Source organism: Mesorhizobium japonicum MAFF 303099, assembly GCF_000009625.1.
Lineage (GTDB): Bacteria > Pseudomonadota > Alphaproteobacteria > Rhizobiales > Rhizobiaceae > Mesorhizobium > Mesorhizobium japonicum.
Map to the genome: position 1 here is coordinate 6,122,234 of NC_002678.2, position 19,744 is coordinate 6,141,977.

At 64.1% G+C, this 19,744-nt stretch carries 23 protein-coding genes; 14 read left to right on the top strand and 9 right to left on the bottom strand.

Annotated elements, in window-relative coordinates:
- Positions 1-2 precede the first annotated feature (2 nt).
- Positions 3-920, bottom strand: coding sequence for a LysR substrate-binding domain-containing protein (locus MAFF_RS30190; protein ID WP_010914822.1), 918 nt, complete (start codon positions 918-920; stop codon positions 3-5).
- Between the two features lie 119 nt (positions 921-1,039).
- Here MAFF_RS30190 and MAFF_RS30195 point away from each other — a divergent pair, with 119 nt between their 5' ends.
- From MAFF_RS30195 to MAFF_RS30225, 7 genes are all read left to right on the top strand, one after another.
- Complete coding sequence (locus MAFF_RS30195; protein WP_010914823.1) at positions 1,040-2,332, top strand: MFS transporter; 1,293 nt, start codon at positions 1,040-1,042, stop codon at positions 2,330-2,332.
- A gap of 145 nt (positions 2,333-2,477) precedes the next feature.
- The gene (locus MAFF_RS30200) at positions 2,478-3,662 is read left to right on the top strand and encodes a cell wall hydrolase (protein ID WP_010914824.1); all 1,185 of its coding nucleotides are present in this window, start codon (positions 2,478-2,480) and stop codon (positions 3,660-3,662) included.
- A gap of 256 nt (positions 3,663-3,918) precedes the next feature.
- Complete coding sequence (locus tag MAFF_RS30205) at positions 3,919-4,326, top strand: AtpZ/AtpI family protein (protein ID WP_010914825.1); 408 nt, start codon at positions 3,919-3,921, stop codon at positions 4,324-4,326.
- Between the two features lie 84 nt (positions 4,327-4,410).
- Positions 4,411-5,169, top strand: coding sequence for a F0F1 ATP synthase subunit A (locus MAFF_RS30210; protein WP_010914826.1), 759 nt, complete (start codon positions 4,411-4,413; stop codon positions 5,167-5,169).
- A 64-nt stretch (positions 5,170-5,233) separates the two neighbouring features.
- Complete coding sequence (locus MAFF_RS30215; protein WP_010914827.1) at positions 5,234-5,458, top strand: F0F1 ATP synthase subunit C; 225 nt, start codon at positions 5,234-5,236, stop codon at positions 5,456-5,458.
- 62 nt (positions 5,459-5,520) lie between these two features.
- Complete coding sequence (locus tag MAFF_RS30220) at positions 5,521-6,102, top strand: F0F1 ATP synthase subunit B (RefSeq protein ID WP_010914828.1); 582 nt, start codon at positions 5,521-5,523, stop codon at positions 6,100-6,102.
- A gap of 10 nt (positions 6,103-6,112) precedes the next feature.
- On the top strand, positions 6,113-6,604 hold the full coding sequence (locus tag MAFF_RS30225) for a F0F1 ATP synthase subunit B (protein WP_010914829.1): 492 nt from the start codon (positions 6,113-6,115) through the stop codon (positions 6,602-6,604).
- A 306-nt stretch (positions 6,605-6,910) separates the two neighbouring features.
- Here MAFF_RS30225 and MAFF_RS30230 read toward each other — a convergent pair whose 3' ends face one another.
- Positions 6,911-7,606 (bottom strand): ribonuclease HII, encoded by a 696-nt coding sequence (locus tag MAFF_RS30230; protein ID WP_010914830.1) that lies wholly within the window; start codon positions 7,604-7,606, stop codon positions 6,911-6,913.
- 150 nt (positions 7,607-7,756) lie between these two features.
- Complete coding sequence (locus tag MAFF_RS30235) at positions 7,757-8,911, bottom strand: PA0069 family radical SAM protein (RefSeq protein WP_044551515.1); 1,155 nt, start codon at positions 8,909-8,911, stop codon at positions 7,757-7,759.
- A gap of 150 nt (positions 8,912-9,061) precedes the next feature.
- Here MAFF_RS30235 and MAFF_RS30240 point away from each other — a divergent pair, with 150 nt between their 5' ends.
- The gene (locus MAFF_RS30240; protein ID WP_044549717.1) at positions 9,062-9,589 is read left to right on the top strand and encodes a glycosyltransferase; all 528 of its coding nucleotides are present in this window, start codon (positions 9,062-9,064) and stop codon (positions 9,587-9,589) included.
- A gap of 145 nt (positions 9,590-9,734) precedes the next feature.
- Positions 9,735-10,709 (top strand): hypothetical protein, encoded by a 975-nt coding sequence (locus tag MAFF_RS30245; protein ID WP_044551517.1) that lies wholly within the window; start codon positions 9,735-9,737, stop codon positions 10,707-10,709.
- A 31-nt stretch (positions 10,710-10,740) separates the two neighbouring features.
- Here MAFF_RS30245 and moaB read toward each other — a convergent pair whose 3' ends face one another.
- From moaB to MAFF_RS30275, 6 genes are all read right to left on the bottom strand, one after another.
- A complete protein-coding gene (moaB, locus tag MAFF_RS30250) occupies positions 10,741-11,286 on the bottom strand; it encodes a molybdenum cofactor biosynthesis protein B (RefSeq protein WP_010914833.1) in 546 nt (181 codons plus the stop codon).
- Position 11,287: 1 nt separating this feature from the next.
- Positions 11,288-12,175: a 4-(cytidine 5'-diphospho)-2-C-methyl-D-erythritol kinase gene (locus MAFF_RS30255; RefSeq protein WP_010914834.1), complete on the bottom strand. Its 888-nt coding sequence runs from the start codon at positions 12,173-12,175 to the stop codon at positions 11,288-11,290.
- A gap of 26 nt (positions 12,176-12,201) precedes the next feature.
- A complete protein-coding gene (locus tag MAFF_RS30260) occupies positions 12,202-12,387 on the bottom strand; it encodes a membrane protein (RefSeq protein ID WP_027041406.1) in 186 nt (61 codons plus the stop codon).
- 140 nt (positions 12,388-12,527) lie between these two features.
- On the bottom strand, positions 12,528-13,388 hold the full coding sequence (locus MAFF_RS30265; RefSeq protein ID WP_010914836.1) for a S49 family peptidase: 861 nt from the start codon (positions 13,386-13,388) through the stop codon (positions 12,528-12,530).
- Positions 13,389-13,467: 79 nt separating this feature from the next.
- Positions 13,468-14,283 carry a tRNA1(Val) (adenine(37)-N6)-methyltransferase gene (locus MAFF_RS30270; RefSeq protein WP_044549722.1) on the bottom strand — a complete coding sequence of 272 codons (816 nt, stop codon included), beginning with the start codon at positions 14,281-14,283 and terminating at the stop codon, positions 13,468-13,470.
- Positions 14,283-14,507: a DUF2007 domain-containing protein gene (locus tag MAFF_RS30275; RefSeq protein ID WP_027041409.1), complete on the bottom strand. Its 225-nt coding sequence runs from the start codon at positions 14,505-14,507 to the stop codon at positions 14,283-14,285. Before MAFF_RS30275 ends, MAFF_RS30270 begins: the two co-directional genes overlap by 1 nt.
- A gap of 205 nt (positions 14,508-14,712) precedes the next feature.
- Between MAFF_RS30275 and MAFF_RS30280 the strand changes: the two genes are divergently transcribed.
- From MAFF_RS30280 to MAFF_RS30300, 5 genes are all read left to right on the top strand, one after another.
- Entirely contained in the window at positions 14,713-15,729 is a 1,017-nt protein-coding gene (locus tag MAFF_RS30280) for a polyprenyl synthetase family protein (RefSeq protein WP_010914838.1), read from the top strand.
- Positions 15,730-15,838: 109 nt separating this feature from the next.
- On the top strand, positions 15,839-16,507 hold the full coding sequence (locus MAFF_RS30285) for a GntR family transcriptional regulator (RefSeq protein ID WP_010914839.1): 669 nt from the start codon (positions 15,839-15,841) through the stop codon (positions 16,505-16,507).
- 187 nt (positions 16,508-16,694) lie between these two features.
- Positions 16,695-17,288: a biotin transporter BioY gene (locus MAFF_RS30290; protein WP_032929348.1), complete on the top strand. Its 594-nt coding sequence runs from the start codon at positions 16,695-16,697 to the stop codon at positions 17,286-17,288.
- Positions 17,285-17,722, top strand: coding sequence for a DUF1284 domain-containing protein (locus tag MAFF_RS30295; RefSeq protein WP_010914841.1), 438 nt, complete (start codon positions 17,285-17,287; stop codon positions 17,720-17,722). Before MAFF_RS30290 ends, MAFF_RS30295 begins: the two co-directional genes overlap by 4 nt.
- Positions 17,723-17,905: 183 nt before the next feature.
- Entirely contained in the window at positions 17,906-19,681 is a 1,776-nt protein-coding gene (locus MAFF_RS30300) for a tetratricopeptide repeat protein (protein WP_044549725.1), read from the top strand.
- The last annotated feature ends 63 nt before the right edge of the window (positions 19,682-19,744 follow it).

Genomic DNA, 19,744 nt, shown 5'->3' on the forward strand with positions numbered 1-19,744 from the left:
GATCAGGCGACCGCACGCAAGCCCGCAGTCCGCGCATTGCCCGGCAAGGCCTGCCGCGCCGCCTCCAGCAATATGTCGGCGAGGCGGGCTGCCACTGGCTCGGGTTCGGCATCCCGGCGGTGCAGGAACAACGCCATCTTGGGCAGCGCCGGTAGCCCGGCAATCTCCGGCGCCATCGCACTGACGCTGGCCGGCAGGCCGATATCGGTGCGGATCGTCAGCCCCAGCCCCGCCGCGACAGCCGCCCAGATGCCGCCAAGGCTCGGGCTGGAGAAGGCCATGCGCCAGGGCAGCCCGGCGCGGTCGAGCGTTTCCGTCGCCACCGTACGCAACAGGCATGGCGCCTCGAGCGCCACCAGCGGCAGCGGTTCGCCGTCGCGCAGGCTGGTCTCGATGCGCTTTGCCGGGCCGATCCAGCGCATGGGAACATCGGCGACATGCTCGCTGTAGGGCAGCGTCTGGCCGCTGTGCCAGGCGAGCGCGATGTCGAGGCTGCCTGACATCACCCTTTCGGCCAGCTCGTGGCTGCGCGCGATCCTGGCCTCGATCTTGACCTTGGGGTGAGCGCGGGCGAAGCGGCCGAGCACGTCCGGCAGCACCGCCTCGCCAAAATCCTCCTGCAGGCCGAGCCGCACCCAGCCTTCCAGTTCGACATCGTGGATCGCCGCTGCCGCCTCGTCATTCAGCTCGAGCAGCCGCCGCGCATAGCCGAGCATGGTTTCGCCGGCCTCCGTCAAGGCCAGCCCACGCCCCGCTTTGCGGAAGATCGGCGTGGCCGCCTGATCTTCCAGTTTCTTCAATTGCGCGCTCACCGCCGAGGTCGACCGGCCCAGCCGGTCGGCGGCCTTGGCAAAGCTGCCCAGCTCCATGCCGGTGACGAAACTGCGGAGAACATCGAGGTCGAAGGTGACGCGTTGCATGGAAACGTCCTGTTTTTCGGGATTGATAGTCAAAAACTTCCTGATTTTAAGGATCAACCTATGGCGCTAGAGAAATGCCGTCAAGGTCCAGGGGACTGGGCCGTCACGGGAATGAAATCATGTCCGCCATCCTCGACTGCACCGACCAAGACACGCAGAAACTCTTGGGAGGCAGCGCTGCCGCCCCTGCCGGAAGGGTGTTCAGCCCAGGGCACCGCTGGAAGGTCCTGGGCATTGGCGTCGCCGCCAACGCCAGCTTCTCGGCCACCTTCTCCGGCATACCGGCAACGGCGGTCGTGCTGCGTCAGGGCTATCACCTAAGCAATGCCGAACTTGGCCTGGCACTCGGCGTCCTCGGCCTGGGGGTTGCGCTCAGCGAATTGCCCTGGGGCTTGCTCACCGATCGGTGGGGCGACCGCCGCGTGCTGCTGATCGGGCTTGGCGCCACGGCCGCCTGGCTCCTTGCCATGGCCATGCTCGTCGTGCCGACAAGGTCAGGCGTTCCCGATGTCATGCTCCTGTCGGCAAGCCTGCTCTTCACCGGACTGCTCGGCGGCAGTGTCAACGGCTCGAGCGGCCGCGCCATCATGGGCTGGTTCAGGGAAAACGAACGCGGCTTCGCCATGAGCATAAGGCAGACAGCGGTGCCACTCGGCGGCGGTCTCGGCGCGCTTGTCCTGCCGTCGCTTGCGCTTGCTTTCGGCTTTTCCGCGGTATTCACGCTGCTGGCCGGCGCGTCCGCTCTTTCCGCTCTGTTTGCCTGGCGTTGGCTGCACGAACCGCCAGCAGCAGCGCACGTCGCTGCGTCTGCCGCTGCTGGACCGGCGCCGCTGCGCAACATCGAGGTCTGGCGCATCGCGACCGCCATCGGCCTGCTTTGCTTCCCGCAGGTGGCCGTGCTCACCTTCGCATCGGTGTTCCTGCACGACTTCGTCGGGCTGGGAACAGTGGCGATCAGTGCGAGCCTCGCCGCAGTGCAGATTGGCGCCATGGTCATGCGCGTCTGGAGCGGCCGCTTCACCGACCGCCATGGCAACCGTCGCCAGTTTCTGCGCTCATGCAGTGCGCTCAGCGGGTTGGCTTTCTCTGTGCTTTGGCTGATGGTCCTGGCCGGCTCCGCAGTGCCGGGCGGCCAGTCCTTCCTGATCGCCGTCCTTCCCTTTGTGCTTATTGTCGCGGGCATCTCGGTTTCAGCTTGGCACGGCGTTGCCTATACCGAGCTTGCAACGCTTGCCGGCGCCGGCCATGTCGGAACTGCGCTCAGCCTGGCCAACACCTTCGTCTTCGTTGGCTTCTTCCTGGTGCCGGTGGCCATTCCCGGCCTGCTGCACCTGTGGTCATGGCCCGGCGTCTGGCTGTCGGCGTCCCTCTGCGCGCTGATCGCCTGGCCGATCTTCCTGCGGCCGGCCTGAACGCTCCGGCCGCAAAACCGCCCGACTTCCAAACCACGACCTTGAGCCGACTGAGAAAACCCGACCGATCCCGTTAACGTCCCATCAAGGTTAATGCATCATTTTGCTCTCCAGTGGGGTCAGTAGCGTTCCTGGAGAGAGTTCCGTGCATCGACGCGTCTTGAAGCGGCTTGTTGCCGCCGCCGGTGAGAAGAAACGCAATTTTGTGTCTCCTTTCATCATCGGCCTCGGCATCTGGATCGGCTTCCCGACCGTCGCCGCCTATCAGGACATGACCAGCCTCGTTTCAGGTCTCGAATCGCCGACCGCGCGCTGGAATTCCTATGTCGAAAGATCCGTCGCCGGTTCGACCCATGCCGCCGAGATGCCCTTCGTCGATTCCGACGTCACCGGCTCGATCTCCGGATCGGGCATTCACCTGGCTGGCGTCGGCAACGTGTCGTTTCGCGGCAAGGGCGGCAAGGTCAGCGGCTCCCCGGACGAGGATCGCGTGGTGCGCGCCGACAAGAAGGGCCGCATCGTCCAGGTGTCTCCCGTTGCGCCGCCGAAAAACTTCAACGCCGGTTCGATCTTCCAGCGGACCTCCTCCCTGATGCGGCCGAGCATGGACGGCGGCCTGAAGATGGCTTTCGCCAAGCCTCAGATCAAAGGCAAGGAAATCCAGATCGCCGCGGAATTCCATGCGCGTGAGGACAAGAAGCCGGATCCCGGCGTGCCGGCCATGCTTGCCGCCCTGGTCAACAACGATCATCCCGATGTTCTGGCGACGGCCTATGCGCAATCCGAGCCCGACTATGCCAAGGCCTCGCCCTTCGAAGCCCTGCTTCAGGATGAGCAGCCTAACAGCGGCCGCTTCATTCCGCCGATGGCCAAGGGCGACCATTCGTGGATCCAGAACCCGCTTCCGGCCAGCGTCTTCTCCAAGAAGGAACAGGCATGCCTGGCCAATGGCATCTATTTCGAGGCCAGGAGCGAATCCGTTCGCGGCCAGGCCGCCGTTGCCCAGGTCATCCTCAACCGCGTCCGCAACCCCGCCTATCCCAATTCGATCTGCGGCGTCGTCTACCAGAACGACAGCTGGTTCAACCGCTGCCAGTTCTCCTTCGCCTGCGACGGCCGGAAGAAGCGCATCGAAAGCCCGGCCGCCTACAAGACCGCGCAGGACATCGCCATGGCCGTCACCGCCGGCAAGATATTCATTCCCGAGGTCGGATCGTCGACCCACTACTATGCCCAATATGTCCATCCGGGCTGGGCGCGCACCATGCAGAAGATGACCAAGATCGGCCTGCATATCTTCTACCGCACCTATGGCGGCGGCTGGAGCTGAAGGCTCGCCAGCCGATGGTCTTTTCCATCGGCCACAGGCTCGATCAGGCAGCCATTGCCGGGAGGATTCGCGCAGCACGCCCCCATCATCGCGACGGGCACGATGTCGCACCTCACTAATTAATTGATTTTATTGCTTAAAATACATGGCAATGATCTTCCGCCCGTGGCTTGACGGGCGCAAACCCTCTAACTATGTTGCCGGCGACTTTAGAAGCGGACGGACGGTGACGGTCTGACCGGGCAGGGGGGTTGCGATGGCCGATAAAAGCAGGCCAGACGGAACCGGAGAAACCGGCCGCGGCAAGCAGCATGAACCTGACATCCGCGACGACGATCTTGAGCGACGTCGGCGTGAACTTGAAGCATCGCTTGCGACAAGGCTGCCGAACCGGCTCGAGGGGAAAGACGACGCGAAAGCGGGCAGTGCGGCCGGATATGGCCAGGCGGTCAAACTCTCCAGTGAATTTATCGCTGGCGTGGTGGTGGGCGCCGGCATCGGCTGGATCATCGACCGAATGGCGGGGACATCGCCGTGGGGTCTGATCGTTTTCCTGCTGCTTGGTTTTGGCGCCGGCGTGCTCAATGTCATGCGTTCAGCGGGCGTTGTGGCAGAATTCGGACAGGGCGATAAATCGCGCTCTGGCCGGGACGACAGCAAATGACCGCCCTTCAGGCGGCATTCGGAAATAGCCGCCCTCACGCGGCAATGGTAATTTGGCCGTACGCGGCATTGACGGGGTTAGAACGTGGCAGCTGACAAGGTCGATCCGATCCACCAGTTCCATATCATCAAGCTGGTTCCGATTAACATCGGCGGCTACGACCTGTCCTTTACGAATTCGGCATTGTTCATGGTCGCGACCGTGGTGGTCGCCGCCGCATTCCTGTTCCTCACGACGTCGAGCCGAAGCCTGGTTCCCGGCCGGTTGCAGTCGATCTCCGAGATGGCCTACGAATTCGTCGCAAACATGTTGCGTGACGCCGCCGGCACGCAGGGCATGAAGTTCTTCCCGCTTGTGTTCTCGCTGTTCATGTTCGTGCTGGTCGCCAATCTGCTCGGCCTATTCCCCTATTTCTTCACCGTCACCAGCCACATCATCGTCACCTTCGGTCTGGCCATCCTGGTGATCGGCACCGTCATCGTCTACGGTTTCATGAAGCATGGGCTGGGCTTCCTGAAGCTGTTCGTGCCGAAGGGCGTGCCTCTCGTGATGATGGTGCTTGTCGTTCCGATCGAGGTGATTTCCTTCGTCTCGCGCCCGATCAGCCTCTCGGTTCGTCTGTTCGCCAACATGTTGGCCGGCCACATCACACTGAAGGTGTTTTCGGGCTTCGTCGTCAGCCTCTCAGCGCTGGGCGCGGTCGGCGTCGCGGGCTCGATCCTGCCGCTGGCCATGGCGGTAGCGCTGACAGCGCTGGAACTGCTCGTTGCCTTCCTGCAGGCCTACGTCTTTGCGGTGTTGACCTGCATGTACCTCAACGACGCCCTACACCCCAGCCACTAAATTTCACCGGCGCATGACGCCAACTACAATCTGCAACGACAAACGGAACCACAAGGAGTTTGACATGGAAGTAAATGCAGCAGCTGCAATCGGCGCCGGCATCGCTTGCCTGGGCATGGGTGGCGCGGGCATCGGCCTGGGCAACATCTTCGGCAGCTATCTCTCGGGCGCGCTGCGCAATCCGTCGGCTGCCGATGGCCAGTTCGGCCGCCTGATTTTCGGCTTCGCCGTGACCGAAGCTCTGGGCATCTTCTCGCTCCTGATCGCGCTCCTCCTGGTGTTCAAGTAAGAAACACAGGCTGACGAAGGGGGGCGCATGGTGCGACCTTACCTTATGGACAGGGGAATGAGATGTTCGTGACATCTGCCTTTGCGGAAGAGACCGCGCCCGCCGTGACGGGAGGCGACACGCATTCCGGCACAGGCGTGCCTGCCGAAGCGCACGGCACGTTCCCGCCATTCGATCCTGCGACATTTCCGTCGCAGCTTCTGTGGCTGGCGATCACCTTTGGGCTGTTCTACCTCTTCTTGAAGAAGGTAGCGATGCCGCGCATTGGCGGCATCATCGATGTCCGCAACGATCGCATCAGCCAGGACCTCGATCAGGCGAGCAAGCTGAAGGGCGAGGCCGACGCCGCTGTTGCCGCTTACGAGCAGGAACTGGCGGAAGCCAAGAAGAACGCCAGTTCGATCGGCCAGCAGGCCGCCGATGCGGCCAAGGCGGAAGCCGAGACCGCACGCAAGAAGATCGAGGCCGCGCTCGACGAGAAGCTTGGCGAGGCCGAGGCGCGCATTTCCTCCATCAAGGCCAACGCCATGAAGGAAGTCGGCAGCATCGCCGAGGACACCGCTTCGGCGATCGTCGAGGCCCTGGTCGGCGGCAAGGCCAGCAAGGCCGAGATCGCGGCCGCGGTCAAATCCGTGGCCCGGTGAGGAGCGCATCATGGACGCTACATCTCTCGCAACGCTTTGGGCCACGATTGCCCTGATCATCTTCCTGGGCGTCGCCATCTACATCAAGGTGCCTGGGCTGATCGCCAAGGCGCTCGACGCCCGCGCCGCCAGGATCAGCAGCGAGCTGGACGAGGCACGCAAGCTACGCGACGAGGCCCAGCAACTGCTTGGCCAGTACAAGAAGAAGCGCAAGGAAGCCGAGCAGGAGGCTGCCGACATCGTCGCGGCCGCCAAGCGCGAAGCCGAAATGCTCGCCACCGAAGCGCACAAGAAGACCGAAGACTATGTTATCAGGCGCACGGCACTTGCCGAGCAGAAGATCGGTCAGGCCGAGCGTGATGCGGTCGCCGAAGTGCGCGCCAGCGCCGTCGACATCGCCGTCGAAGCCGCGCGCGCGCTGCTCGCCGCCAAGGTCGACGTCAAGGCCGGAGCCGACCTGTTCAAGGCGTCGCTCGCGGATGTGAAGGCCAAGCTGAACTGAGCTGACAGCATTTGATATCAAAAAGCCGCCCGGGCAACCTGGCGGCTTTTTTGTTGGGCGCTGAAGTCGACGCTGCCGATCCCCTCATGGGGGATATGCCCGGCAGGGCAGAGGGGGCGTGAAGGGATGCCGGCGCTTGATATTCATCCGCCTCGGTCGGGTGCGCATATACGACGGGCCTGCGCGCAAATGGCGGATATGCCGGCGGGACAGCGCCCACCTCTGTCCTGCCGGACATTTCCCCACAGGGGGGAGATCGGCTGTCACCGCCGCCTGCGTCAATCTCCGAGAGATAATCAGTCCGGCTCAGTCAAGCCCGGCCAAACTTTCTTCTTCCACCACCTCAGTCCCGCCCAGCCTGAACGGCGCGAACGAAACGCGGTGCAGCCGTGCCACCGGGCCATGCGTCTCGATCGCCGTGCGGTGGCGGGCGGTGGCGTAGCCCATATGAACCTCGAACCCGTAGCGGTCGTGGTGGCTGCCGCAGCCGCACATCATGCGGTCGCGCATAACCTTGGCGACGATGGAAGCGGCGGCGATCGACTGCGAGCGCTGATCGCCCTTGATCAGCGCGCGGCCATCGCAGGGCAATCCGGGCGGCACGTCGCGTCCGTCGGCAAGCGCGAGCTTCGGCCGAACCGACAGGCCGACCAAAGCGCGGCGCATCGCCTCCAGGCTCGCCTTGAGGATATTGCTGCCGTCGATGCCCTCGGCGCTGATCGAGGCCATCGAGACGGCCTGTGCCGAGCCAAGGATGCGCAGGAACAACGCTTCGCGCTGAAAATGGCTGAGCCGTTTGGAATCGTCGAGGCCTTCGGGAATGTTGGCTGGGTCGAGCACCACCGCCGCCGCGACCACCGGTCCAGCCAGAGGGCCGCGGCCGGCCTCGTCCATCCCGGCCACCGGCCACAGGCCGTCAGCCATCGCCTTCGTCTCGAAGGAGAAATCGGGTTTCTCGACGATTTCGAAGAGAAGCGGAGAATCGGAACGCGCGCGAGCCATGTTGCGGCGAGGTTCGCATCGGCTCCGATTCTCCGCAAGTCCCTCCGGGTCGGGTGGGGCGCCGGACCGGGAGGGCACCGTCTGCAGGCCGGGGCAGGCCGGACGGGATTCCTGCCGTGGCAGCTCAAACCGCCGCGGCGAATTGCAGTCTTAGAGCAGCATCAGCTGTTCCTGGTCCTTTCCGGCGGCGACGAACTGGTCGGTGCGCAGCGTGCGCCGTTCGATATTGAGGCCAAGCCGCTTGGCGGTGATTTCGAATCGCCGGCCGATCTGCCAGGCGTAGGGCCCGGCGCCCTTCATGCGCTTGCCCCATTCCGAATCGTAATCCTTGCCGTCGCGCATCGACCGGATCAGCGACATCACGTGGCGATAGCGGTCGGGATAGTGGCGCAGCAGCCAGTCCTTGAAGATCGGGCTGACCTCCAGCGGCAGGCGCAGCACGACGTAACCCGCCTCGCGCGCACCGGCGGCGTAGGCCGAATCGAGGATCCGCTCCATCTCCTGGTCGGTGAGGCCGGGGATGATCGGCGCCACCATGACCGAAGTCGGAATGCCGGCATCCGAAAGCTGCCGGATCGCCTCGAGCCGCTTGGTCGGCGTCGACGCGCGGGGCTCCATCGTCCTGGCCAGCATGCGGTCCAATGTCGTCACCGACAGCGCCACCTTGGCCAGTCCGCGTTCGGCCATGCGCGACAAGATGTCGATGTCGCGCGTCACCAGGGCGGATTTGGTGACGATGCCGACCGGATGGCCGCGCGCTTCCAGCACTTCGAGGATCTCGCGCATGATCCGGTACTGTTTCTCGATCGGCTGGTAGGGATCGGTGTTGGTGCCGATGGCGATGGTGCGCGGCTGGTAGCCCTCCTTGGACAGTTCCTTGTCGAGCAGCCGCGCCGCATCCGGCTTGGCGAACAGCTTGGTTTCGAAATCCAACCCCGGCGACAGGCCCATGAACGCATGCGTCGGCCGAGCGAAGCAATAGACGCAGCCATGTTCGCAGCCGCGATAGGGGTTGATCGACCGGTCGAAAGAGATGTCGGGCGATTCGTTGCGGGTGATGATGGTGCGCGGCTTTTCCACCTGCACTTCGGTCTTGAACGGCGGCAGTTCCTCCAGCGAACTCCAGCCATCGTCGAAGACATGCCGGCTGACCGGTTCGAAGCGGCCGGACGGATTGATCCCTGCCGACCGGCCGCGGTTGCGGTCTGGACGGATACGCATGCCGCTCTGCTCGATCATCGCATTGGCCATTTCGGCTCGTCCTGCCCCGAAGGCTGCAATGTCGGCACGCACGATCGGTTCCATCTTGGCCCGCTCCCAGGGACTGTCCATGTTGTTTCGAATCGCTCTGTTCATGAAATTATTCCTATTTTGCCGATGAGAACAAAGCAAGAACTTTTTATGTTGCGCCGCAAAAACTGGCGCTGTGCGCGGCTTTCCGCTATTCGGCTAAATATGCTCAGTGTTCTCATCGAAACCCGCAATGACGAGGAGGCTCTAGCCCGCACGCTCGGCTCGCTGATTGGCGGCGCGGTCGAGGGCGTGGTGCGCGACGTCATCGTCTGCGACACCGGCTCCACAGACCAGACGCATCATGTCGCCGAGCATGCCGGCTGCCACTATGTGGCAAGCGGCGGTATCGCCGCCGGGATAAGGCAGGCCAAGGGTGATTGGCTGTTGCTGCTGGAGCCGGGCGCACGGCTGGTGGAGGGCTGGATCGACGCAGTCGTCGCCCACACGGCGAGGCAAACCATGGCGGCGCGGTTTTCTCGCGCGCGCGGCAGCCGCACGCCGTTCCTCGCCCGGGTCTTTTCGGGAAACCGAGCGCTCGCCGACGGGCTGGTGATCAGCAAGCGCCAGGCCGCATCCCTGTCAAAGAGCGCCGGCAGCGCCGAGGCGCTGGCGCGGGGCCTGGCGACAAAGAAGCTCGAGGCCGAGATCTGGGTGGCGCCGCCGAAGCAGCAACACCGCTCGCCGAAGTGATTTTTTTGCATCTGCTCTGTTCATTGTGCATTGCACAAAATCTGACGCCCGGTTAGCCTTTCCCGAGGTGGGTGAAGTGGGTTTGGGTCATGCGAGTGGTGGGCTCCGATGCGGCATCGGTGTCACCCTCATGGACGAGGACCCGATGACGCTTTCAACGCCTGACAAATCCGGAGCCGCCAGTCTCGAGGCCATTGCGCGCAATGGCAGCCTGCTGCGGCGCATCGCGGTGCGCATTCCGACCTATCTCACGGACCTGCGCGAAAACCCTGCCTGGTTGCCGATGTTCATGCTGGCGCGCACCATGCCTGGGCGCCGGATGCATTGGCTGGGCGCAAAACGCGCCCGTCCTGCCGGCAATGTCGGGGATACGATGTTTTCCGGTGTCGAGCGGGCCGCGGTGGTCGATGCTTTGCGTTCCGACGGCCTGTTTTTGGGCCTGGTCCTGCCGCCGGAGATCCATGAAGAGATCGCGGATTTCGCGGGGCGCACGCCTTGCTTCGGCAATTTCGACCGCCGCCTCGAGTTCATGCCGGCCGACCATGCGCAAGCCGAGAAACACCTGGGCCGCTCTCTGCTCAGCGGGCACTATTTCGAGCGCATCCTCGACTGCCCGGCCGCACTGGCCATACAGCGCGATCCGCTGCTTCTCGACGTTGCCGCGCACTATCTCGGCGCTCAGGCGAAACTGATCACGACGCGCGTCTGGTGGAGCTTTCCGACCGGCGAAGCCTCGGATGCCGACAAGAACCTTGCCTCGCTCGGCAAGTATCACTTCGACCTCGACGATTGGCGCATGCTGAAGTTCTTCTTCTACCTCAAGCCCGTCGATGCCGACACCGGTCCGCATGTCTATGTCAGGGGCAGCCACAGACGCCGCGCCATCAAGCACCAGCTCACCCTGTTGGTCGGCCATCCCGCCCAGGAGGTGCTGGACGTCTATGGCGAGCAAAGTCCGGTGACGCTCACCGGCGAAGCCGGCCTCGGCTTCGTCGAGGATCCGTTCGGCTTCCACATGGGCACCGTGCCGGCGCGCACGCCTCGGCTGATGATGGAAGTCGGCTTCGGCGTTTCGCGCCCCTCGCGCCGGCGCTTTCATGGCGAACCGGTGATCCGCTGAAGGCGGACTGTTGGAAGCGCAGTTCTGCGTGTTACTTTCCGCGCCGCAGATGCTCGTCCAGGCGCGGCATGATCTCGACGAAGTTGCAGGGCATGTGGCGATAGTCGAGCTGCGCCTTGAGGATACCGTCCCAGGCGTCCTTGCAGGCGCCGGGCGAGCCCGGCAGCACGAAGACGAAAGTGGCGTTGACGACGCCGCCGGTCGCCCGGCTCTGGATCGTCGACGTACCGATCTTGTCGTAGGAGATGCGGTGGAACACTTCCGAAAAGCCATCCATGCGCTTTTCAAAGATCGGCTCCAGCGCCTCTGGTGTCACGTCGCGCCCGGTGAAGCCGGTGCCGCCGGTGGTGATGACGACATCGATGGCCTTGTCGCGCGACCACGCCAGGACCGTGTCGCGGATCTTGTCGCGGTCGTCGGTGACGATATCGCGGGCTGCCAGTATGTGACCGGCCTCGGTGATGCGGTCGGCCAGCGTCTGGCCGGATTTGTCGTCGGCAAGGCTGCGCGTGTCCGAAACCGTCAGCACCGCGATACGGACCGGAACGAACGAACGGCCCTCGTTAATCCCAGCCATTTCACTCAGCCTCTGATGACATGCTGCGCGTCGCCGCGACGAACCAGTCGGGCTGGCGGCTGCGGATTTCGGCCGCCGCGCGCTTGGCGACATTGCCGGTCTCGAACAGGCCGAAACAAGTCGCGCCCGATCCCGACATGCGTGAAAATCCCGATCCGGCCTTATTGAGCCATGATAGCGCCCTGCCTATGGCGGGCTGCAGCGCAAGGGCTGCAGGCTCCAGATCATTGCGGGTGACCTCCAGCCAGTTGCGCAGGCTGTGGAAATCGATGCTGCGCGGCAGCGGCGGCAGGGGCTCGTTGTCGCGGCGGGACAGGGCCGCGAAGACATCCGCCGTCGAGACCGGCGTGCCTGGATTGACCAGGACCAGCCCCAGCGCTGAAAAGTCCGGTACCATCGACAGCTCGTCACCAATGCCGCGCGCCACCAGCGGCTTTGCCGCAAGGCACATCGGCACGTCGGCGCCAAGCGAGAGACCGATCCGCGCCAGCCCGGCGTCGTCGATGTCCAGGGCCCATGTCTGTGCCAGTCCGCGCAACACGGCCGCTGCATCGCTCGACCCGCCGCCAACGCCGGAGGCGATCGGCAGGTTCTTTTCCAGCTTTATCGAGACCGGCGGGGTGCGCCCGGAGCCGGCCTCCCGCCGCAAGGCATCGCGCGCCTTGAGCACAAGATTGCCGGCGTCGAGCGGAACCGCCGGGGCATAACGGCCGGATACGGTGAAATCGTCGCTGTCGGCGAGGGCGATCTCGACCCTGTCGCCGAAGCGCGTGAACACCGCCAGGCTGTCGATCAGATGGTAGCCGTCAGCACGCCTGCCGGTGACGTGCAGCGCCAGATTGATCTTGGCATGCGCGTGCCAGGTGCGCGAACCGATGTCGGTGTCCACGGCGTCAGTCGTATAGGGGATGATGCTCAGTCCTTGGCCAGCCGGTATTCGCCGGTCTTCGGGTCCTTGACCAGTGTTCCCATCGCGCCGTTGGCCGCCTGCTTTTCGGTGCGCCGCACCTTGGCGGTCACGCGCTCGGCTTCGCGCACGAAGGTGCGGTAACCGAAATAGGCGGCGACGCCAACCACGGCGAAGAAGATGATCTGCGGCATGTCACAACTCCTACCACGCTGGGCCGGCGAAGGCGGCCGGTCGGGTCGGTTGATGCATGTCGCCCAAAACTGTGTCCGGTTTTTGGAAAGCGGCATGCACAGGACTTCAAGCCTTCATGCTAGACGGTTTTGCGCGGTTTTCAAAGCCCGAAGCGAGCCCACAGAGCGCGCTCTTCCGCCGCATCGATGACGCCGCTGGCGGCAGCAGCGGCGATATCGGGCGCTGAAAAGCCCTTGCTTGAGCCGAACAGGCCGAAACGGCCGAGGAAACCGCGCGGCGCAGTGATCAGCCTGAGCTGGGTTTTGGCGCCAAACCGGGTCTTCAGCACCGTGCGCATGTCGCCGAGCGCATCGACGAGGCCGAGTTCCAGACCCTTTTTGCCGGTCCAGAACAGGCCGGTGAACAGATCCGGATCGTCCTTCAGCTTGGTGCCGCGCCGCTCCTTGACCAGGTCGATGAAGGTTTCGTGCACCTCGAGCTGCAGCGCCTTCAGCCGCTCGACGTCCTCCTTCTTCTCGGGCTTGAACGGATCGAGCACCGCCTTGTTCTGGCCGGCGGTGTGGACACGGCGCTCGACGCCGATCTTCTTCATCAGTTCGGGAAAGCCGAACGAGGCCGAGACCACGCCGATGGAGCCGACGATGGACGACGGGTCGGCAAAAATCTCGTCGCCGGCGACCGCGATCATGTAGCCGCCCGAGGCCGCGACATCCTCGACGAAGACCAGCACCTTCTTGTTCTTTTCGGCCGCCAGGTCGCGGATGCGCCTGAAGATCAGCCGCGACTGCACCGGCGAGCCGCCGGGCGAATTGATCGAGATGGCAACCGCCGGCGCATCGAAGGAAAACGCCTTCTCGATAAGGCCGGCGGTGGAGGCCAGCGACAGATTCTGCCGGAACTGGCCGCCGGCCATGATCGTGCCATGCAGCCGGATGACCGGAATGGTGACGACGGTGGAGCGCCAGGATTTCGGCAGCAGGCGGTTGAAAAGGCGTTTCACGAGGGCGTGGTCTCCGGTCGATGGGTTGCAGGCATGTAGGGATTTCCCGGCCAACGGCAATGCGGCGGCCAGGAATAGCTCAATCTCCAAACAGCGAGGCGAGACCGTTGGTAATCATTTCGCTGCGCTCGTCGGGGCCGTTGCCCGCTTGCGCGTGAAGCATCAAAGGCGGGCGGATGGCGAGTTTTCCGCGCGCGCCGAGCGCTGCCCGCACGATGATGCGGATCGCCGCCGCGTCGGGGCGAGGGTGCACGGCCAGCATCTCGGCATCGCCGAAACGGCCCGACATCGCGTCGAGAATGGCGCCGAGCTGTTCGGGACGCGCAATGACGGCAAGCCCGCCGCGCGGCCTGACCACCGCCGCCGCACTGCGGATCCAGCTTTCGAACAGCCCGTCCTCCATGACATGGGCTTCCTTTCGCAGCCGGTCCGGCGTGGCGCGGTCCCTGGCTGCGTTGAAGGGCGGGTTCATGATGACGTAGTCGAAGTCGTTGTCGGCCAGACCGGCCGCCACCCGGGCCTGGCCTGAAACCGTGACGTCGGCGACGAGCACGGATGCGCGATCGCTGAGATGCGCATTGCCGGGATGAGCAAGGGTCGCCGATGCGAAGGCGGCCATTTCCGGCGCGCGTTCGACCAGAACGGCCCGGGCAGCCGGACAGCGCGACAGCACCGCCAGGCCGGCAGCGCCGGCGCCAGCGCCGAAATCGGCGAGACGTCCGCCGAAGACGGACGGCACCGACGCCGCCAGCATCATCGCATCCATGCCGGCCCGGTGGCCGCCATGCTTGGGCTGCACCAGCCAGAACCGGCCGCGATGGAAGGCATCGACCGTATGGGCCGGCGTGTCCGGGCCAAGGGCGTCAAGGGCAGGGGCGGCTGGCGCGGCCGACATTATTTTGTGCGGATCTCGTTGGCGATGCCCGCATCCCTGAGGATGCGACGAGCGGCATCGGCCTGGTCGGCGTCGACCATGACGCGCTTCTGCAAAAGACCGATCGACCCTTCGAGAATGCTCATGTTCTGATCGGCGACAAAGCAGGCGATACCGGCGTCGCGCATCAGCGATTCGACGAAGGAGATGATGACGGCATCGTTGGTACGGACAAGTTCTATCATCATGTGAAACTCGCAGTTTGCGCCATTGATGTAAACGGGCAGGGGATTTCCGTGGCGGAGCCTCGCTCCCTCCCGTGCCGGTTGACAGGCTGTCGCCGGCGCCGCGCCAATTCGCCACTTGCCGTGGCCGTGTCCGCCGCCCTAGAGTCTGGATCGGGATTAAGGGTGCCGTCGCACGCGTTATAACAAGACGGGAGTGATTGTCGTGGGTGTCGTTCTCAACATCGAAAACGGGAAGCGGGAGCCCGCCTCCATCAAGGATCTGATCGATCTGACGGCGGCCGATATGGGACGCGTCAACGAATTGATCCTGTCCAAGGCCGGCTCCGACGTCGAGATGATTCCGGAGGTCGCCAACCATCTGATCTCGTCCGGCGGCAAGCGGCTCAGGCCGATGCTGACGCTCGCCGCCGCGCAGATGTTCGGCTATGCCGGCGAAGGCCACGTCAAGCTCGCCACCTCGGTGGAATTCATGCACACCGCGACGCTGCTGCACGACGACGTCGTCGACGAGAGCGGCATGCGCCGCGGCAAGAAGACCGCCCGCATGATCTGGGGCAACCAGGCGAGCGTGCTGGTTGGCGATTTCCTGCTTGGCCAGGCCTTCCGTATGATGGTCGATGTCGGCTCGCTCGAAGCGCTCGACATCCTGTCGAGCGCCGCCTCGATCATCGCCGAGGGCGAGGTCATGCAGCTCGCCGCCGCCAAGAACCTCGAAACCACCGAAGACGAGCACTTCGCCGTCATCAAGGCCAAGACCGCAGCACTTTTTTCGGCGGCCGCCGAAGTTGGACCGGTCATCGCCCAGGCGACCCGCAATGATCGCGCAGCACTGCGCTCCTACGGCATGAATCTCGGGCTTGCCTTCCAGCTCATCGACGATGCGCTGGACTATGGCGGCACCAGCAAGGATCTGGGCAAGAATGTCGGCGACGATTTCCGCGAGGGCAAGGTGACCTTGCCGGTCATCCTCGCCTATCGGCGCGGCACCAAGGCCGAGCGCACCTTCTGGAAGCGCGCCATCGAGGACAATGTCGTTGACGATGCGGGCCTGGAAAAGGCGATCGGCCTGATGACCCGGCACGGCGCCATCGCCGACACGATCGGCCGTGCCCGGCATTTCGGCGAGATCGCCCGCGACGCGCTCGCGCCGCTCGAAGAAACGCGTCAGAAATCGGCGCTGATCGACGTCATCGATTTCTGCATCAGCCGGGTGAACTGAGAAGGCCGACTTTTCGCCGAATTTCCCCTCGCTTTGTACTGGGGAGAACCTTGGCGAACACAGCCTCGCCGTCTCGACAAGCGGCCTTGCGGCAAATTATCTATAAAACATGGCAAAGGGCACGGACGACACCATCGCGGTGCGCATCAGCAAGGTGCTGGCGGACCGTATCATCTCGGGCGCGATCGAGCCGGGGGCTAGGCTGCGGCAGGATCATGTCGCCGAGGAATTCAACACCAGCCATGTTCCGGTGCGCGAGGCCTTCCGCCGTCTGGAGGCGCAAGGCCTGGCCGTCAGCGAACCGCGCCGTGGCGTGCGCGTCGCGGCTTTTGATCTCGGCGAAGTCAAGGAAGTCGCCGAAATGCGGGCCGCGCTCGAAGTGCTGGCGCTGCGCCATGCCGCGCCGCATCTGACGTCAGCCATTCTCGATCTCGCCGAAGAGGCGACCAAGGCCGGCGACAAATCCCGCGACGTTCGGTCCTGGGAAGAAGCCAACCGCGCCTTCCACCGGCTGATCCTGGCGCCATGCGGCATGCCACGCCTGCTCGCCACCATCGACGATCTGCATGCGGCCAGCGCCCGCTTCCTGTTTGCGGCATGGCGCTCGGAGTGGGAGGCGCGCACCGACCAGGACCATCGGGCGATCCTGACTGCCTTGCGGCAAGGAAATACCGAATCGGCCGCGGCGACGCTGGGGCGGCATGTCCAATGGATTGGCCGCAAGCCGGTCCGGACGGCCTCCGGCGCGACGCGTGAGGCCTTCGCGATCGTTGGTTGATGCCTGTCACCCAAAAATGGCCCCCAATTTGGGGCGACATCCAAAAAACAACGGTCTGAAGCGCATCGCGGCGCAGTTCAGACGGTGTTTGTCGTGGGAAGGCTTGCTATGTCGCGAGAAATGTGGATTCGATAATAGATCGAAAACAGAAATTATCTATAATTTCAAATCGACCGAAGGGATCCCCATGACTGACATCGCATTCACGTCCAGCAAGCCGTCCTTCAGCCCGCTCCGGCTCCAGGATCGCTCGCTCGCCTGGCAAGTCGGCGCCGTGGTGCTCGGCACGCTGTTCCTGGCGCTGTCCTCCTACATCGAGGTGCCGATGGTCCCGGTTCCCGTGACCATGCAGACCTTCGCGGTGACGCTGATCGGTGCGCTCTATGGCTGGCGGCTTGGCGCGGTCACCATCGCTGCATGGCTGGTCGAGGGGGCTGCCGGCTTTCCGGTGCTGGCTGGAGGCGCTGCCGGCGTCGCGCATTTCGTCGGGCCGACGGGCGGTTATCTCTTCGCTTTCCCGATCACCGGCGCCCTTGTCGGCTGGCTGGCCGAACGCGGCTGGAACGGCAACAGGGTGGTGCTCGCCTTCGCCGCCATGCTGCTCGGCAATCTTGCCTGCCTGGTGCTCGGCACGGCATGGCTCGCTGTCATGATCGGCACTGAGAAGGCCATTACTTTCGGCTTCCTGCCCTTCATCGTCGGCGGCTTGCTGAAGTCGGCGCTTGGTGCCGCGACACTCATGGCGCTCCCCCATGGCAAGGCGAAGCCGGCCAATCCGTGACGATCAGGCTGCGCGCTCATCACCTCCTTTGCCTGCTCACCTATGTGGGCAAGGGATACAGCCCCGCCTTCACCGTCAACTATGATGCGATCGCGGAGCGCCTGAGCCGGGGCGAGGACATTCTCCTCGTTTCCGGTCCTGACGACATCTGCGCGCCTTTGCTCGACGGGGCGGACCCGCATTGTCGCAACGAGAGCGTCGTCGAGCGGGACCGGCTTGCCGCATGCGATGTCGGGGATTTTCTGGCCCTGCCAATCCAGCCCGGCGTCCGCCTCGATCTCGATGCGGCAATCCTGGCTCGGATGCGACAGGCGTTCTCCGTTGGTGGCGTGCGCAAGGCTTGCGGCGGTTGCGAATGGAGCGAACTGTGCGGCGCGATTGCGGCTGGCGGCTTTGCCGAGACGAAGGTGCAGCGATCCGTCCTGCAGGACTGACCTTGACGCCGGCTTTTCCACGGTCGAAAATCCCCTCCAGCCATGGTTTGTTAATCGGCTGGCCCGATTGTGAATTTCAGGCGGATTGAAGCGCGACCCCAAAAAGGCCATGCTTTGCCCGGAAAGATCGAGTCTACGTCGATCCCGCTGACGCGGAGATGGCGCCTGGCTGAAAGGGATACGATGGAGCAAGGACGTGCGCGCTGGCTGACAAGGCTGGCAATTGTGACGGGCATGGCGATTTCGGCTTTGCCGGCCTATGCCAAGCAATCCACCGAACCGGTCAAGATCTCGTCGTTCTCGGGCGCCTATCTGGCAGCCCGGATCGCCGAAGGCGACAACGACCTCGACAGCGCCATCGCCTATTACAAGCAGGCCCTGGCCTTCGATCCGAGCGACACCGGCCTGCAGCAGAGCCTGATGTTGTCGCTGATCGCGCAAGGTCGCTTCGACGAATCCCTGGTCTATGCCGACAAGCTCAAGGAAGTGCCCGATGTCGAGCGCTTCTCGCGCCTGGCGCTGGCCGTCGATTCTTTCCACAAGAAGGATTTCACCAAGGCCCAGTACTGGCTGAAGCTGTCACTCGAATCCGACCTTGACCGGCTGATTTCCGGCGTCATGTCCGGCTGGGCCGAACAGGGTGCTGGCCAAGCCGGCGACGCGATGGCTTCGATCGACAAGCTTCAGGGCCCGGACTGGTTCGGCCTGTTCAAATCCTTCCACCGCGCCCTGATCGCTGATGCCTCCAACATGCCCGAAAAGGCCGAGGCGATATACGCCGCGACGATGCAGGATACCGCCGCCGGCGGTGCCGCGCCCGAAACCTGGATGCGCAACGCGCAGGCCTATGCCTCGTTCCTGGCCCGCAAGGGCGACAAGGCCAAGGCGATCTCGGTGCTCGACCAGGCCGAGGCGTTTTCGCCGGGTAAGCTCGAAATCGTCGCCTTGCGGGACAGGATTAGCAAGGGCGACAAGATCGCGCCCTTCGTTTCCGGTCCGTCCGACGGTGCTTCCGAAATCCTGCTCGACCTCGCCACCGCGCTCAACCGGGGCGGCGGCGAGCCGTTCGTTCGCCTCTATCTGCAATATGCGCTCGCCCTGCGGCCTGACAGCGACGCGGCTCTCGTGCAGCTCGCCGCCGTCGCCGAACAGCTGAAGGACGGCGAGGGCGCCATCGCGCTCTATCGGCGGATCCCCGATTCTTCGCCGCTGAAGGAGCTTTCGGACCTGCAGCTTGGCCTCAACCTTGCCGATCTCGACCGCCATGACGAGGCGATCACCCATCTGAAGGCCTTCGTCGACGCTCATCCCAACGACATGCGCGCCTATCTGGCGCTTGGTGGGGTCTATTCCTCGAAGGAGGATTTCCGCTCGGCCGCCAGCCTCTACGACAAGGCCGTCGAGGCGCTGAAGACGCCGACCGCTGCCAACTGGAACATCTTCTACCAGCGCGGCATCGCCTATGAGCGGCTGAAGGAATGGCCGAAGGCCGAGCCGAATTTCCGCAAGGCGCTGGAACTGCAGCCGGACCAGCCGCAGGTGCTGAACTATCTCGGCTATTCCTGGGTCGACATGAACACCAACCTGAAGGAAGGCCTGGCGATGATCCAGAAGGCCGTCGACCTCAGGCCGAGCGACGGTTACATCGTTGATTCGCTGGGCTGGGCCTATTTCCGCCTCGGCCGCTTCGATGACGCGGTGCGCGAGATGGAACGCGCCGTATCGCTGAAGCCGGAAGATCCGGTTCTCAACGACCATCTCGGCGACGCCTACTGGCGCGTCGGCCGCAAGCTGGAAGCCACCTTCCAGTGGAACCAGGCGCGTGACCTGAAGCCCGATCCCGACGTGCTGGCCACCTTGCAGCAGAAGCTGATGAAGGGCCTGCCGCCGATCGAATCCAACACGGCGCAGGAGACCCCCAAGGTCAAGCCCGAGCCGGTGCCTGTTCCGAAGGGGTGAGACCGGCTATTTGAATGCGAACGGGGCTCTTTTCAGGGCCCCGTTTTCGTTTTGGAGGGTGTC

What these genes read in the sequence shown, in the direction of transcription:
- MAFF_RS30260 (WP_027041406.1), bottom strand. Translation starts at nt 12,387, where the DNA reads ATGCCGCAGATCATCTTCTTCGCCGTGGTTGGCGTCGCCGCCTATTTC.
- MAFF_RS30290 (WP_032929348.1), top strand. Translation starts at nt 16,695, where the DNA reads ATGACTGACATCGCATTCACGTCCAGCAAGCCGTCCTTCAGCCCGCTC.
- MAFF_RS30195 (WP_010914823.1), top strand. Translation starts at nt 1,040, where the DNA reads ATGTCCGCCATCCTCGACTGCACCGACCAAGACACGCAGAAACTCTTG.
- MAFF_RS30240 (WP_044549717.1), top strand. Translation starts at nt 9,062, where the DNA reads ATGCTCAGTGTTCTCATCGAAACCCGCAATGACGAGGAGGCTCTAGCC.
- MAFF_RS30285 (WP_010914839.1), top strand. Translation starts at nt 15,839, where the DNA reads ATGGCAAAGGGCACGGACGACACCATCGCGGTGCGCATCAGCAAGGTG.
- moaB (WP_010914833.1), bottom strand. Translation starts at nt 11,286, where the DNA reads ATGGCTGGGATTAACGAGGGCCGTTCGTTCGTTCCGGTCCGTATCGCG.
- MAFF_RS30300 (WP_044549725.1), top strand. Translation starts at nt 17,906, where the DNA reads ATGGAGCAAGGACGTGCGCGCTGGCTGACAAGGCTGGCAATTGTGACG.
- MAFF_RS30235 (WP_044551515.1), bottom strand. Translation starts at nt 8,911, where the DNA reads ATGGAACCGATCGTGCGTGCCGACATTGCAGCCTTCGGGGCAGGACGA.
- MAFF_RS30215 (WP_010914827.1), top strand. Translation starts at nt 5,234, where the DNA reads ATGGAAGTAAATGCAGCAGCTGCAATCGGCGCCGGCATCGCTTGCCTG.
- MAFF_RS30220 (WP_010914828.1), top strand. Translation starts at nt 5,521, where the DNA reads ATGTTCGTGACATCTGCCTTTGCGGAAGAGACCGCGCCCGCCGTGACG.
- MAFF_RS30205 (WP_010914825.1), top strand. Translation starts at nt 3,919, where the DNA reads ATGGCCGATAAAAGCAGGCCAGACGGAACCGGAGAAACCGGCCGCGGC.
- MAFF_RS30225 (WP_010914829.1), top strand. Translation starts at nt 6,113, where the DNA reads ATGGACGCTACATCTCTCGCAACGCTTTGGGCCACGATTGCCCTGATC.
- MAFF_RS30230 (WP_010914830.1), bottom strand. Translation starts at nt 7,606, where the DNA reads ATGGCTCGCGCGCGTTCCGATTCTCCGCTTCTCTTCGAAATCGTCGAG.
- MAFF_RS30275 (WP_027041409.1), bottom strand. Translation starts at nt 14,507, where the DNA reads ATGATAGAACTTGTCCGTACCAACGATGCCGTCATCATCTCCTTCGTC.
- MAFF_RS30270 (WP_044549722.1), bottom strand. Translation starts at nt 14,283, where the DNA reads ATGTCGGCCGCGCCAGCCGCCCCTGCCCTTGACGCCCTTGGCCCGGAC.
- MAFF_RS30190 (WP_010914822.1), bottom strand. Translation starts at nt 920, where the DNA reads ATGCAACGCGTCACCTTCGACCTCGATGTTCTCCGCAGTTTCGTCACC.
- MAFF_RS30245 (WP_044551517.1), top strand. Translation starts at nt 9,735, where the DNA reads ATGACGCTTTCAACGCCTGACAAATCCGGAGCCGCCAGTCTCGAGGCC.